Below are 13,502 nucleotides of genomic sequence, written 5' to 3' on the forward strand. Positions count from 1 at the left end.
ATGGAACGTGTTGGTATTGTGTTAATCTCTCATAGTTCCAAAATAGCTGAAGGCTTGAAGGAGCTTATTTCCCAAGTGATCACAGATGTTCCAATTGAAACTGCTGGTGGTACAGAAGAAAATGAAATTGGAACAAGCATTGAAAAGATTATGGAATCTATCCATCGTGCTGATTATGGAAAGGGTGTATTGCTTTTTTATGATATCGGAAGTGCAAAAATGAATGCTGAAATAGCGATTGAAATGGCAGAATCTATTGAGATAATACTATCAGAAGCTCCATTGGTAGAAGGATCCTATGTGGGAGCTGTGGAATCGGGAATGGGGAAAAGTTTGAAAGAGGTTTATGATGCTGTCGAGAAAGCGTTTTAACTTTTTTTAAGAAAGACAGCTAATTACTGTACATGGCAGCTTGAATATGCTATGATGTAATTAAGTTAATACGTATTGGACGGAGAAATGGAGAACCGCAGACGACTAGTGCATGGATGCATTAGTATGTTCGCGGTTTTTTTATTTTTTTCACACATTAACGGGCTGAAGTACCCCACATCTATGCGTGACAGAACAAAAGATTGTGTAGGTGTTATAAACTGCTCGTAAATTCATGATTCCGTTCAAGGGCCTGCTGGTCTCTATTATGGTGCTAACATTTAGTAGGGGTGGAAGGAATTCCACTAAATGAAGTTTCACTTTATCACATGATTGATGAGTTAAACGGGTATAGCTAGCTAGAATAACAGAAGTTTTAAGGGAGCGTGTAAACATGACATTATTTTCAAGTTTTAAAAGAGATGCTACGTTGAATAAATTAGAAAATGAAGCGTTAGATGTTCTTGTAATTGGTGGTGGTATTACGGGCGCTGGAATTGCTCTCGATGCAGTTACTAGGGGAATGAAAACCGGTTTAGTGGAAATGCAGGACTTTGCTGCTGGAACTTCAAGCCGATCAACGAAACTTGTCCATGGTGGATTGCGCTATTTGCAGCAGTTTGAAATAAAAATGGTTGCAGATGTAGGGAAAGAGCGTGCAATAGTGTATGAAAATGGCCCGCATGTGACAACACCAGAGTGGATGCTTCTCCCATTCCATAAAGGGAGTACGCTTGGTCCGTTCACAAGTAATATAGGATTAAGAGTGTATGATTTTCTAGCAAGTGTTAAAAAAACGGAACGAAGAAAAATGTTAAACCAAGAGCAGGCATTACAGAAAGAACCTCTTTTAAAAAAGGAAGGATTAAAAGGGGCCGGCTATTATGTGGAGTATAAAACAGATGACGCAAGACTGACGATGGAAGTAATGAAAAAGGCAGTTGAACACGGAGCACAGGCAGTAAACTATGCAAAGGTCACTGATTTTATTTATGAGCAATCAAAAGTAGTTGGAGTTGTAGTGGAAGATCAATTAAATCGAAAAATGTATAAAATTTTCGCTAAAAAAATAATTAGTGCTGCGGGTCCATGGGTCGATGAAGTTCGAGAAATGGATGGATCAAAGCAAGGAAAGTCATTACATTTAACAAAAGGAGTCCATCTCGTCTTTTCGCAGCAGGACTTTCCGCTGCAAAATGCTATTTATTTTGATGCTCCAGACGGTCGAATGATTTTTGCAATCCCACGTGATAAGAAGACATATGTTGGTACAACTGATACGACATACAGTGGAACAATTGCTCATCCGCTTGTAACAGTAGCGGATCGGGAATATTTGCTAGATGCAATTGAATATATGTTCCCATCTATGAAAATAAAGGCTGATCAAATTGAATCGAGCTGGGCAGGACTCAGACCGCTTATTGCAGAAGAAGGGGCGAACAGTCCAAGTGAAATATCACGTAAGGACGAAATATTTATTTCTGAAACTGGATTAATTTCAATGGCGGGCGGTAAACTGACAGGTTATCGAAAAATGGCAAAAGAAGCTGTGGATTTGCTTGCGGATCAATTTAAAAATGAAAATGATGTGCTTTACTCTGCTTGTGAAACGAAACATCTTCCGATATCCGGTGGAGATGTAGGGGGATCAAGCGGATTCCAACAATTTAAAAAGAATAAGTTAGAGGAAGGATTGCAATTGGGAATTGAAAAGGAATCAGTTGAAAAGCTGATAGCGAGGTACGGATCCAATGTAGATATTCTTTTTCAAACCTATCAAAACAACATTGAAGTGGCAGAGCAAGAGGGTATCGATCCAATCGTGTTTGCGGAATTGATCTATGCAATGGATTACGAAATGACCTACAAACCGATAGACTTTTTTGTAAGACGTACAGGGGCATTATTTTTTGATATCGATTGGGCTAAATTACACAAGCAACCAGTAATTGACTATATGGCGAAAGCTTTTACATGGAATGCAGAGCAAAAATCGGACTATACGAAAGAATTGGATGATGCGATCATGGAAGCTGTGACAGCAGTACAATAATCATTAAAAAGTCAACCTTGGTTGGCTTTTTTTATTACAGGAAATGATAAAATTTAAATGCTGTGGATAACTTAAGGTACGCTAACAGTCACGTTCACAAAGCACTAAAGCCGGAGCGGGACTTCCCTCAGCTTCGTACGTCACTAACAGAAAGTTTGCGATTTTCTTCTTGATGCCTAGACATTTTAGTTAGTAGAACAACGTTTTATTCGACATTTTTCTTAAAACGGAGAATATAGTTCCAGATTTCTTCCAATCTTATAGGAATAGCCCTCAATCTATGGTATAATTTTGTCGGATGTTGCGAATTTAGGGGGAGACCTATGCACGTGAAGAAGAATAAGGAAATGAAATCAAATAAGATCATCCCTTTTATCCCTGAAAGTGAATTTTATTTTACGAAAGGTGTAGAAGCTTTTCAAAAAAGAAAGTTTGATGTAGCGATAAAATGGCTGAATAAAGCGATTGAGCAAAATCCTAATGAACCATTATATAAATGTCAAATGTCGATTATATATACGGAAACTGGTGCTTATCATACAGCGAACCAACTACTTACCAATGTATTACAATCCAGCGACTATATTGATTGTTATTATTTAATAGCGAACAATTATGCACATCTCGGACTTTTAAATGATGCCAAAAAGTATGCTAACTCTTATTTGGAAAAAGAACCAGATGGAGATTTTAGCGAGGAAGCAAAAAGTTTAATTGAAGTGCTTGATATCGACGACGATGAAGAAGATGAAGACTGGTTTTTTGAGGATGAAGATGAACTGTTAATTTTACAGGAAACAGTGTTTTATCATATGGAAAATAAGGAATGGGATAAAGCAATGCCTCTTCTTGAAGAGATGAAAATCCTTTTTCCAGAATACACAATGGCACAGCATGATTATACACATGCATTGTTTTTTACTGGTAAGCAACAGGAAGCCGTACAGCTGGAGCTAGATATGCTAAATGAGGATCCGAATGCATTGTACAGTCACATTAATCTAGCTTTATTTTATTATGAAATGAATGAGAAACAGAATTATGAAAAACATATACATGTATTAAAAAATATATATCCCATTCATGAACAGCAGAAGCTGCGAATCGCAGTAACATTTTCAAGAACTGGAAATCATGAAGAAGCTTTCTCTCGTTTTCGTACGTTAACGAAAGAAAAGGTGAAAAACCATCTGTCTTATTATAAATGGTACAGTGTATCCGCATATCAAACTGGAGACCCAAGTAAAGCACTAGCACTGTGGGAAGAAGGCTGCAAAAAGCATCCCACGCTTTCAAAAGAAGACGGACCATGGAGTTAAGTAGTGACTCCTTGAGCAGAAAGATAGACGGACGTTGCAGGATTTTATACACTGAATATGATAAAAATATATATGAATTGAAGGGGCGATTTTAATGTCCGAAGAACGAATGTATGATGTGATTATCGCAGGAGCTGGACCAGCGGGAATGACTGCTGCCGTTTATGCTTCTCGTGCAAATTTAGATACGTTAATGCTAGAGCGTGGTATCCCTGGTGGACAAATGGCGAACACAGAAGATGTGGAAAACTATCCCGGTTATGATCATATTTTAGGGCCAGATTTATCGAATAAGATGTTTGAGCACGCCAAAAAATTCGGTGCTGAATATGCTTATGGCGATATTAAAGAGGTCATTGACCATGGCGATTATAAAACAATTGTCACTAGTAACAAAGAGTTTCAAACGCGAGCTATTATTATTGCAACTGGAGCACAATACAAGAAATTAGGTATCCAAGGTGAAGAAGAACTTGGAGGACGCGGTGTGTCTTATTGTGCTGTATGTGATGGGGCTTTCTTTAAACAGAAAAATCTTGCCGTAATTGGCGGAGGAGACTCAGCAGTTGAAGAAGGAATTTACTTGACTCGATTTGCTGATAAAGTAACGATTATACACCGTCGTGATGAGCTTCGTGCTCAAAGAATTATTCAAGAACGCGCATTCGATAATGACAAAATTGATTTCATTTGGGATACTGTTGTGAATACAATTAATGGTCCTGAAGGGAAAGTAAGCAGTGTAACCTTGGAAAATAAAAACACTGGTGAAGTATCGGAATTTGCGGCTGACGGCGTGTTTGTATATATTGGGATGGTTCCACTTAGTGAGCCGTTTAAATCACTTGGTATTACAAATGGTGAAGGCTATATTCCAACGAATGAAAATATGGAAACAAAGCTTCCGGGAATTTTTGCGGCGGGGGATATTCGTGAAAAAACACTTCGACAAATTGTGACAGCTACTGGTGATGGAAGTATTGCAGCAGAAGCCGCGATTAAATATGTTGAAGACCTTGCAGAAAAGTTGAAAACAGCAAATAAATAATATATGTGTAAAAAAATTTACTATTAGTAACTGCTTCTTAATGGTGTTGTAATACGTTCGCAACATAAATGGGGTACACTATAAATAACTAATTGACCCCCTTTTAATAGATAAATTAGTTTATTGCACAGGTGTATATCACCTGTGTTTTTTTTTGAGTGTAAGTTTGTCCATATTTGTCAAAAATACTCTTTTTTTCTATCCTTGTTGGAAAGGTTTCGTTCATAGTATAATGAAAGTAAGTACTTAAATAATAGTTAGTTAATCATGAATGTAAGATATTGGCCTCAGCATATCTTAGTTATAGATGGAATACAAAAGGAATTAGCAGACCCAAACATCCTTTTATGTATAAGAAGGAGAGATACTTAATGAATATCGACCAGGAAACAAACATGGTTATTATTACAGGTATGTCTGGAGCTGGTAAAACAGTAGCAATACAAAGTTTTGAAGACTTAGGATACTATTGTGTAGATAACCTTCCACCAGCATTGTTGCCTAAGTTTTTAGATCTCATGAAGGATTCCACGAACAATATTCGTAAAGTAGCATTAGTAATGGATTTAAGAGGCCGTGAATTTTTCGATTCGTTATTTGAAGCATTAGATGTTCTTGGACAAGAGGAATGGCTAAATGAGCATATCCTATTTTTGGATGCAAAGGATGAAGCGCTTGTTTCACGATATAAGGAAACGAGACGATCACACCCACTAGCCACAGGAGGACTTCCGTTAAATGGTATAACAAAAGAACGTGAAATTTTGGATGAGCTTCGGGGCCGGGCACAGCGGATTATAGATACAACGAATTTAAAGCCAAGAAATCTTCGTGAGAAAATTCTAAAAGTCTACTCGGAAGAAAAGCAAGAAATTTTTTCTGTTCATTTCCTATCTTTTGGGTTTAAGTATGGTCTTCCAATTGATGCGGACTTAGTGTTTGATGTACGGTTTTTACCAAATCCTCATTATGTTGCTAACCTGCAACCACTAACAGGATTGAACCAAGATGTAGCTTCATATGTGTTCAAATGGTCGGACACACAGAAATTTAATGATAAAGTACTAGACCTGTTAAAATTCATGCTTCCGCAATACAAAAAAGAGGGGAAATCCCAGCTTGTTGTAGCAATTGGTTGTACTGGAGGGCAGCATCGTTCTGTAGCATTAGCTGAGTTTTTTGCAAAAGAGCTCTCAACCGGCTATATTACGCATGTCAGCCACCGGGATATTGATAAAAGAAAGGGACATTAAAATGAATAATCAAAAATTCCCTCGAGTTGTTGCTATTGGTGGTGGAACAGGCATGCCAGTATTGTTAAGAGGACTAAAAGATTTGCCAATAGAGCTTACTGCACTCGTAACAGTTGCTGATGATGGGGGCAGTAGTGGCCGGTTAAGAAATGAAATGGCAATGCCAGCACCAGGTGATATTCGAAATGTAATTGCCGCATTATCAGACGCAGAACCAATGCTTCTCGAACTATTTCAACATCGATTCGCAGAGGGGAATGGTCTGTCTGGTCATTCATTAGGCAATCTTCTGCTTGCAGCAATGACATCTGTGACAGGTAATTTTAATACAGGGATAAAAGAAATATCACGCGTTTTAAATGTGAAAGGAAAGATTTATCCAATATCTAATGACAACATGTCATTACATGCAGAAATGGTGGATGGAACAATAGTCTCTGGGGAATCAAATATTCCGCTTTTGAATAAACGAATCAAACGTGTTTTTTTAAGCCCACAACCAATTAAGCCACTCCCGAATGCAGTTAGAGCGATTGACGCGGCGGATTTAGTCGTCATCTCACCAGGGAGTCTATATACAAGTATTATGCCTAACTTGATCATTCCCCAGGTAAAAGAATCTCTCAAGACTACGAAAGCAAAAGTTGTATATGTTTGTAATGTCATGACTCAATTCGGTGAAACAACTGGATATGCTGCTTCTGATCATGTGCGAGCAATTACCGATCATATTGGAGAAGGGTGTATTGATGCAATAGTCGTACATAATGAACCAATTGAAAAGTCGATTCAGGCAGTTTATGCAGAAGAAAATGCAGTACCAGTTATTTATGACACGGAACGATTGATCGATATGGGACTTGAAATTATTGAAGGAGATATCATTGATCATTCACAAGCTACTGTGAGGCATGATAATACGAAAATTGCAAAGCTATTATATTCAATCTTATAAGTACTTGTTCAAAAAAGGAGAACCGTGCTTTTTGAACAACACCACTACAAAAAGAATAACTCATATATATGAGGAATGGTAAGGGGGGCTATCATGTCCTTTGCTTCGGAAATTAAAAAGGAATTGACAACGATAGAAGTTGAAGAATGTTGCCAAGTTGCAGAGCTAGCGGCTTTAATTCGAATGAATGGAGCGGTTTCATTATCAAGGTATGGTTATTCACTTGATGTACAAACAGAGAATGCAGCTATTGCAAGGAGAATATATACTTTAATTAAGCAGAATTACTCACTGCCAGTTGAACTGCTGGTTCGTAAAAAAATGAAATTGAAAAAAAATAATGTATACATCGTACGAATGAAAAATGATGTCGAACCTTTTTTGGAAGACTTAGATATTATCCATGAACCTTATAAGGTCGTACGTACAATTTCAAAGAAATATTTGGAAAGCGAATGCTGTCGAAGATCTTATTTGCGTGGTGCATTTCTTGCAGGTGGCTCGATTAACAATCCAGAAACCTCATCCTATCATCTTGAAATCTCTAACTTCTATCAAGAGCATAATGATGCATTATGTGAATTATTGAATGCTTTTGATTTACGTGCTCGCACATTAGAAAGAAAGAATGGATATATCGTATATATTAAGGAAGCTGAGAAAATAACGGAGTTTTTAAGCATCATTGGAGCGCATAATGCACTTTTTAAATTTGAGGATGTCCGAATCGTAAGAGATATGCGGAACTCTGTCAATCGATTAGTGAATTGTGAAACAGCAAACTTAAATAAAACCATAGGAGCAGCATTTAGGCAGATTGAAAATATAAAACTAATTGAGAAAACAGTTGGTTTAGATCAACTGCCTGAAAAATTGCAGGAAATTGCAAAGCTTCGTGTACAGCATGAGGATGTTTCCTTAAAGGAGTTAGGGGAATTGGTAACAAGTGGTAAAATCTCCAAATCTGGAGTGAATCACCGGTTGAAAAAAATTGATGATTTCGCAGACAAAATACGGCGTGGGGAAACGATGTTAAAGAATTAGTAAGTAAATTACTACATTCGTTTTGCTATTCATGTTATAATACTGATAATTCAAAGGATTACCGTTTAATTAAAGTAAAATCTTTAGAGGCAGATAGAAAAGATAAAAGCCTTCCTATCTGCTTCTAAATCAAAGAGAATTTCAGTAGTGTATGTAGATGATAGCGTTTTCTAAAAATGAGGAGGATGGATGATTTGATTGAAAGGTCGGTTAAGGTTGAATTAGAGACAGGGTTACAGGCTAGACCTGCAGCGCAATTTGTACAGGAAGCGAATCGCTATTCTGCAAATATATTTCTGGAGAAAGATGGTAAGAAAGTAAATGCCAAAAGTATTATGGGGTTGATGAGTCTCGCGATTACAAAGGGTGAAGATATTGTATTAATTGGTGATGGGGCTGATGAAGAGATGGCCGTTGATCACCTTGTTTCGTTTGTTGCAAAGCCTTAAGAGGAAATTTGACTCATTAGGTGATGCATCTCTGTCTAAAATTACGTTTTTTGATATAACGTTTTTATAAAAGCTATGTAAAGAGCCTGCAGGAACATTATAATGTTCCTGCAGGCTCGAGTTATTGATGGGTTTATTTTTCTTCTTTACGCTCTAAAATTTTATCAATCAAACCATATTCTACGGATGCCTGTGCAGTCATAAAGTTATCACGTTCTGTATCACGTTCGATAACTTCTAGTGGTTGACCAGTTTTTTCAGCCATAATTTCGTTCATTCTGCGCTTAATTTCAATAATACGCTTCGCATGAATTTCAATATCTGTTGCTTGCCCTTGAGTTCCACCTAAAGGTTGGTGAATCATAATTTCACTATTTGGTAATGCATAGCGTTTTCCTTTTTCACCGGCGGTAAGTAAGAATGCACCCATTGATGCCGCCATACCGATACAAATTGTAGATACATCTGGCTTGATGAAATTCATTGTATCGTAAATAGCCATTCCAGCTGTAATGGATCCACCCGGTGAGTTGATGTATAATGAAATATCTTTGTCTGGATCTTCAGCTTCTAGGAAAAGCAATTGGGCTACGATTGAGTTGGCCACATTGTCATCGATTCCACTGCCTAGTAAAATAATGCGGTCTTTAAGTAAACGTGAGTAAATATCATATGCGCGCTCTCCACGGTTGGTTTGTTCAATAACTGTAGGTACTAAATTCATTGTAAATCCTCCTTTAGTCTGTAACTTCGTACACCCATTTGATTGTACATTTTATGGATATAATTTCATAATAGCTTAATGGTCAATAAAGGTCAAACAAAAAGAAATATATTTGTTAAAAAATCTATACTCCATGATTCCCTTATTTTTGCATTATAAACCTTTTTCTTGAGTTAAGCATCAATGTGCGGAAGACTATATGAATAAGAGCCAAGTAAGTAATTATACCTTCATTTCTTACTTGGCTCTTATTATATCACGGATAACAACTAGCTAACTAATGGAATTGCAGCTGCTTAATTTGGTTTCATGTTCTTAAAAAGTGTTTCGATCTGCGCATGAAAGATGATGATTTCATTCAATCGCGCTGTTAGGATTGTTTGCTCTTCTAAAGTTAACTCGTTGCTGCTTTTATCTTTATAGTGGTTGTTTATTTCCTCTAAGGAGATTTTTTGACGACGTGCTATGTCAATCCATTTCCTCTGAAAGGAAGTCATAAATGTTTTAAAAAGTTGGGAATTTGCTTGATATAAATCTTTTCTTACCCCTTTTTTCCACACGCGTGTAACAAGGTTTAATTCAGCCAGACTTCGAATGTTCGTGCTAATAGATGTTTTGCTTTTTCCTAATGCGTCTGCCATCTCATCTAATGTTAGATCCTCTTCTGATAAATAAAGATATGCAAACAATCGTGCTTCTACAGTTGTTAGTCCAAACAATTCAATTGTCTTTGAGAATTCAATCATGATATTCACTATTATATCGTTCGTTTGAAGCTTGCCCATAGCATCCTCCTATACTGTCCCAATAAAAGCATACATCAAAATGGTAGGTATTAAAAATATGTTGTTAAGCAGTATTTTGGAGCAAATAAACGGAAATAAGCGAATAACAGAGGTGAAGTTCGTGCAATTTAAACTGTACGTATAAAACATACAAAAACAACCGAATTTAAAGTTTGTAGTTAAAATCGGAAAGGTTTATAGTTGTAAAGTGACTAATTGCTGTTCGGGTATAAGTGGCTTTGCTTTTTTGAGAAATTTTTCTTTTGAATTACAAATAATGTTTTAGAAATTCAATAAGATATTGCACACTTTACGTAGTGAAAGCTTTGGCGTCTAGCCAATTTTCTAATGGCTTATGTCTGGTAGAAAAGTAGTAAGACTATTAACATATGTCATTCGTACACACTGCAAGACTAAAAGAGAGGTGAGAGGCATGCCAGTAATTGAGGCGAAAAACTTATCGAAGGTTTTTGGTAAAAACAAAAAACAGGCATTAAAATTATTGGATGAAGGTTTAACAAAGGAAGAGATTTTAAAGGAAACAGGAAGTACCGTTGGGGTAAACCGGGCTTCGTTTTCTGTTGAAGCCGGTGAAATTTTTGTCATTATGGGATTATCCGGAAGTGGTAAATCTACTTTAGTTCGCTTGCTTAACCGATTAATTGAACCTACTGAAGGTAATATATTAATTGATGGAGAAGACTTATCGAAAATGGATAAGTCTTCGTTACGCCGGGTTCGTAGAGAGAAGCTAAGTATGGTTTTCCAACAGTTTGCTCTATTTCCGCATCGAACCATTTTGAAAAATACGGAGTATGGGCTTGAAATTCAAAATGTGCCGAAAGAAGAAAGGGAAGAAAGAGCAAAAAAAGCTTTGGAATTGGTTGGATTGGGAGACTATATCCATCAAAAGCCTAGTCAATTATCAGGCGGAATGCAGCAGCGGGTTGGTCTTGCAAGGGCACTTGCTAACGATCCGAAGGTATTGTTAATGGATGAAGCATTCTCTGCATTGGATCCACTTATTCGTAAAGAAATGCAGGATGAATTGATAGATTTACAGTCTACGATGCAAAAGACAATTATTTTTATTACCCATGATCTAGATGAAGCGCTTCGTCTTGGCGATCGGATTGCTTTAATGAAGGATGGTGTTATCGTTCAGATTGGTACACCTGAAGAAATACTAGTAAGCCCTGCTAACGATTATGTTGAAAAATTCGTTGAAGACGTAGATATCTCTAAAATCTTGACTGCACAGCATATTATGAAGCGTCCTGAAACAGTAAATATTGAAAAGCATGGTCCTAGAGTTGCACTAGAGCGGATGCGTGAAGAAGGAATATCAAGTATTTTAGTCATCGACAGCAAACGGAATTTAAAAGGTTATGTTACAGCTGAAGATGCTTCAGAAGCCCGCAAAAAAGATATTAAGGATTTAAAAGAAATAATTCGAACAGATATACCGAAAGTAAATCGTGACACAGCGATGCAGGATATCTTCAATATCATTTATGACTCTCAAACACCAGTAGCAGTCATGAAAGATGAGAAGTTAGAAGGAATCATTGTGCGCGGAGCTGTAATAGCCGCACTAGCAAGCGATAGTGAGGTGAACTTAAATGCTTAATAATGCATTAGATTTTATACCAGAAATACCGTTATCAGATGCAGCAACTGCCGTAACGGACTTTATAACGGATAAATTTTCATTTTTATTTAATCCAATCAAGGAACATTTTGGAACCTTTATGGAATTCATGTCAGAAGACGTGCTAATGAATATTCCGCCGATAATATTTATTATCGTAATTGCTATTCTAGCATTCTTTATTTCTGGTAAGAAGTTTGGGTTAGCTGTCTTCTCTATTGTTGGTCTTTGGTTGATTTATAATCAAGGACATTGGGATAACCTGATGAACACTGTGACACTTGTGTTATTGGCTAGTATTTTATCTGTTATTATCGGTGTCCCAATCGGTATTCTTATGTCAAAAAGTAAAACGGCAAATGCAATTTTTACACCGATATTAGATTTCATGCAAACTATGCCAGCATTTGTTTATTTAATTCCAGCCGTTGCATTTTTCGGTATTGGAATGGTACCAGGTGTGTTTGCATCTTTAATATTTGCAACTCCTCCTACGGTGAGATTTACAAACCTAGGTATTCGTCAAGTTTCGAAAGATTTAGTGGAAGCTGCGGATGCATTTGGCAGTACTGGAGCGCAAAAATTGTTTAAAGTGGAACTGCCTATGGCAAAAGCGACAATTATGGCAGGGATTAACCAGACTGTTATGCTTGCTTTATCGATGGTTGTTATTGCATCGATGATTGGAGCACCAGGATTAGGAAGAGAGGTTCTTTCCTCCTTACAACGTGCGCAAGTCGGACCGGGATTTGTTGCTGGTATCGGTATTGTAATTTTAGCGATTATTATTGATCGAATTACACAAAATATGAATAAGAAAAAAGATTAATACATGTTGGCATCTTTTCAATGTGAAAAGTTTCCATATATAAATTTTAAAAAAGGGGAGATCAATAGCGATGTTAAAACGTAACAAGAAATTATTAAGTCTAGTTGCTGTACTTTTATTAGCGTTACTTGCTGCATGTGGTGGATCTGATGAGTCTGGTAATGGTTCGGAGGATGCTATTGTTGATGGGGACGCGATTGAGTTAGCATACGTAGAGTGGGATACAGAAATAGCTTCTACGCATGTTGTTGGTAAAGTGTTAGAGGATTTAGGATATGACGTTAGCTTAACCCCACTTGATAATGCAGTAATGTGGGAAGCTGTTGCAAGCGGTGAAGCAGATGGAATGGTTTCAGCATGGATGCCAGGTACTCATTCTGCTCAATTTGAGACGTATGGCGACCAAGTTGTTGATCTTGGTGAAAACCTTGAAGGAGCGGCAATTGGTTTAGTTGTGCCATCTTATATGGATGTTGATTCCATTGCAGATTTAACAGATGAAGCAGGTATGACAATTACAGGTATCGATGCTGGTGCTGGAGTTGTTGCTGCTGCAGAGCAAGCAGTAGAAGACTATGATAATCTTGATGGCTGGGAAGTCCAAACTTCTTCTGGTGGTGCAATGGCAACGGCTTTAGGTGAGGCTTACAATAATGAAGAAGAGATTATTGTTACGGGCTGGTCCCCGCACTGGAAATTCCAAACGTATGATTTAAAATATTTAGAAGACCCTGAAGGTACATTTGGAGAAGCGGAAGTTTTGAAAACAATGGTACGTGAAGGGTTAGAAGAAGATCTTCCGGAAGCCTATCAAGTTCTCGATAATTTCTACTGGGAATTAGAAGATATGGAAGAAGTAATGGTAGCAATTCAGGAAGGTACAAGTCCAGAAGATGCAGCAGCTGAATGGGTGGAAGCAAATCCAGATAAAGTAGCTGAATGGACTAAAGGGTTAGAATAAGGTTATCCTGAAAGCAAGTTATCGATTTTCGATAACTTGCTTTCTATTTAATCAAG

Annotated in this window: 13 protein-coding genes; 11 read left to right on the top strand and 2 right to left on the bottom strand. The window is 37.3% G+C overall.

The features are described 5' to 3' along the window. From dhaM to NST46_RS12930, 8 genes are all read left to right on the top strand, one after another. Nucleotides 1-372, top strand: a complete 372-nt coding sequence (gene dhaM, locus NST46_RS12895; RefSeq protein ID WP_095311198.1) for a dihydroxyacetone kinase phosphoryl donor subunit DhaM — start codon at nt 1-3, stop codon at nt 370-372. Between the two features lie 394 nt (nt 373-766). Continuing rightward, the gene (locus NST46_RS12900; RefSeq protein ID WP_341137345.1) at nt 767-2,428 is read left to right on the top strand and encodes a glycerol-3-phosphate dehydrogenase/oxidase; all 1,662 of its coding nucleotides are present in this window, start codon (nt 767-769) and stop codon (nt 2,426-2,428) included. A gap of 323 nt (nt 2,429-2,751) precedes the next feature. Further along, on the top strand, nt 2,752-3,747 hold the full coding sequence (locus tag NST46_RS12905) for a tetratricopeptide repeat protein (RefSeq protein ID WP_118889672.1): 996 nt from the start codon (nt 2,752-2,754) through the stop codon (nt 3,745-3,747). 94 nt (nt 3,748-3,841) lie between these two features. Next, on the top strand, nt 3,842-4,795 hold the full coding sequence (gene trxB, locus NST46_RS12910) for a thioredoxin-disulfide reductase (protein WP_118889673.1): 954 nt from the start codon (nt 3,842-3,844) through the stop codon (nt 4,793-4,795). Between the two features lie 371 nt (nt 4,796-5,166). Then, entirely contained in the window at nt 5,167-6,048 is an 882-nt protein-coding gene (rapZ, locus tag NST46_RS12915) for an RNase adapter RapZ (protein ID WP_118889674.1), read from the top strand. Nucleotide 6,049: 1 nt separating this feature from the next. Beyond that, the gene (locus NST46_RS12920) at nt 6,050-7,003 is read left to right on the top strand and encodes a gluconeogenesis factor YvcK family protein (protein WP_095311207.1); all 954 of its coding nucleotides are present in this window, start codon (nt 6,050-6,052) and stop codon (nt 7,001-7,003) included. Nucleotides 7,004-7,096: 93 nt separating this feature from the next. Then, entirely contained in the window at nt 7,097-8,047 is a 951-nt protein-coding gene (gene whiA / locus NST46_RS12925; protein ID WP_095311209.1) for a DNA-binding protein WhiA, read from the top strand. Between the two features lie 194 nt (nt 8,048-8,241). Continuing rightward, nucleotides 8,242-8,496: an HPr family phosphocarrier protein gene (locus NST46_RS12930; protein ID WP_095311468.1), complete on the top strand. Its 255-nt coding sequence runs from the start codon at nt 8,242-8,244 to the stop codon at nt 8,494-8,496. Between the two features lie 133 nt (nt 8,497-8,629). Here NST46_RS12930 and clpP read toward each other — a convergent pair whose 3' ends face one another. Together clpP and NST46_RS12940 are read right to left on the bottom strand one after the other, a co-directional pair. Continuing rightward, nucleotides 8,630-9,220 (bottom strand): ATP-dependent Clp endopeptidase proteolytic subunit ClpP, encoded by a 591-nt coding sequence (clpP, locus tag NST46_RS12935; protein ID WP_095311210.1) that lies wholly within the window; start codon nt 9,218-9,220, stop codon nt 8,630-8,632. A gap of 296 nt (nt 9,221-9,516) precedes the next feature. Then, the gene (locus tag NST46_RS12940) at nt 9,517-10,005 is read right to left on the bottom strand and encodes a GbsR/MarR family transcriptional regulator (protein ID WP_095311212.1); all 489 of its coding nucleotides are present in this window, start codon (nt 10,003-10,005) and stop codon (nt 9,517-9,519) included. A 433-nt stretch (nt 10,006-10,438) separates the two neighbouring features. Here NST46_RS12940 and NST46_RS12945 point away from each other — a divergent pair, with 433 nt between their 5' ends. The 3 genes from NST46_RS12945 to NST46_RS12955 all read left to right on the top strand — a co-directional run bounded on the left by NST46_RS12945 (nt 10,439) and on the right by NST46_RS12955 (nt 13,446). Next, nucleotides 10,439-11,635, top strand: a complete 1,197-nt coding sequence (locus tag NST46_RS12945) for a quaternary amine ABC transporter ATP-binding protein (protein ID WP_095311213.1) — start codon at nt 10,439-10,441, stop codon at nt 11,633-11,635. After that, nucleotides 11,628-12,485, top strand: coding sequence for an ABC transporter permease (locus NST46_RS12950; protein ID WP_095311215.1), 858 nt, complete (start codon nt 11,628-11,630; stop codon nt 12,483-12,485). Before NST46_RS12945 ends, NST46_RS12950 begins: the two co-directional genes overlap by 8 nt. A gap of 70 nt (nt 12,486-12,555) precedes the next feature. Next, nucleotides 12,556-13,446, top strand: coding sequence for a glycine betaine ABC transporter substrate-binding protein (locus tag NST46_RS12955; protein WP_095311217.1), 891 nt, complete (start codon nt 12,556-12,558; stop codon nt 13,444-13,446). Nucleotides 13,447-13,502 lie beyond the last annotated feature (56 nt).

The sequence above is a fragment of the Oceanobacillus sp. FSL W7-1309 genome (genome assembly GCF_038002145.1).
GTDB classification, from domain to species: Bacteria; Bacillota; Bacilli; order Bacillales; family Amphibacillaceae; genus Oceanobacillus; species Oceanobacillus profundus.

Excerpts from the sequence above, each read along its gene's own strand:
- NST46_RS12955 (WP_095311217.1), top strand. The coding sequence starts at position 12,556 with ATGTTAAAACGTAACAAGAAATTATTAAGTCTAGTTGCTGTACTTTTA.
- clpP (WP_095311210.1), bottom strand. The coding sequence starts at position 9,220 with ATGAATTTAGTACCTACAGTTATTGAACAAACCAACCGTGGAGAGCGC.
- NST46_RS12940 (WP_095311212.1), bottom strand. The coding sequence starts at position 10,005 with ATGGGCAAGCTTCAAACGAACGATATAATAGTGAATATCATGATTGAA.
- NST46_RS12950 (WP_095311215.1), top strand. The coding sequence starts at position 11,628 with ATGCTTAATAATGCATTAGATTTTATACCAGAAATACCGTTATCAGAT.
- NST46_RS12905 (WP_118889672.1), top strand. The coding sequence starts at position 2,752 with ATGCACGTGAAGAAGAATAAGGAAATGAAATCAAATAAGATCATCCCT.
- NST46_RS12920 (WP_095311207.1), top strand. The coding sequence starts at position 6,050 with ATGAATAATCAAAAATTCCCTCGAGTTGTTGCTATTGGTGGTGGAACA.
- dhaM (WP_095311198.1), top strand. The coding sequence starts at position 1 with ATGGAACGTGTTGGTATTGTGTTAATCTCTCATAGTTCCAAAATAGCT.
- whiA (WP_095311209.1), top strand. The coding sequence starts at position 7,097 with ATGTCCTTTGCTTCGGAAATTAAAAAGGAATTGACAACGATAGAAGTT.
- NST46_RS12945 (WP_095311213.1), top strand. The coding sequence starts at position 10,439 with ATGCCAGTAATTGAGGCGAAAAACTTATCGAAGGTTTTTGGTAAAAAC.
- NST46_RS12900 (WP_341137345.1), top strand. The coding sequence starts at position 767 with ATGACATTATTTTCAAGTTTTAAAAGAGATGCTACGTTGAATAAATTA.
- trxB (WP_118889673.1), top strand. The coding sequence starts at position 3,842 with ATGTCCGAAGAACGAATGTATGATGTGATTATCGCAGGAGCTGGACCA.
- rapZ (WP_118889674.1), top strand. The coding sequence starts at position 5,167 with ATGAATATCGACCAGGAAACAAACATGGTTATTATTACAGGTATGTCT.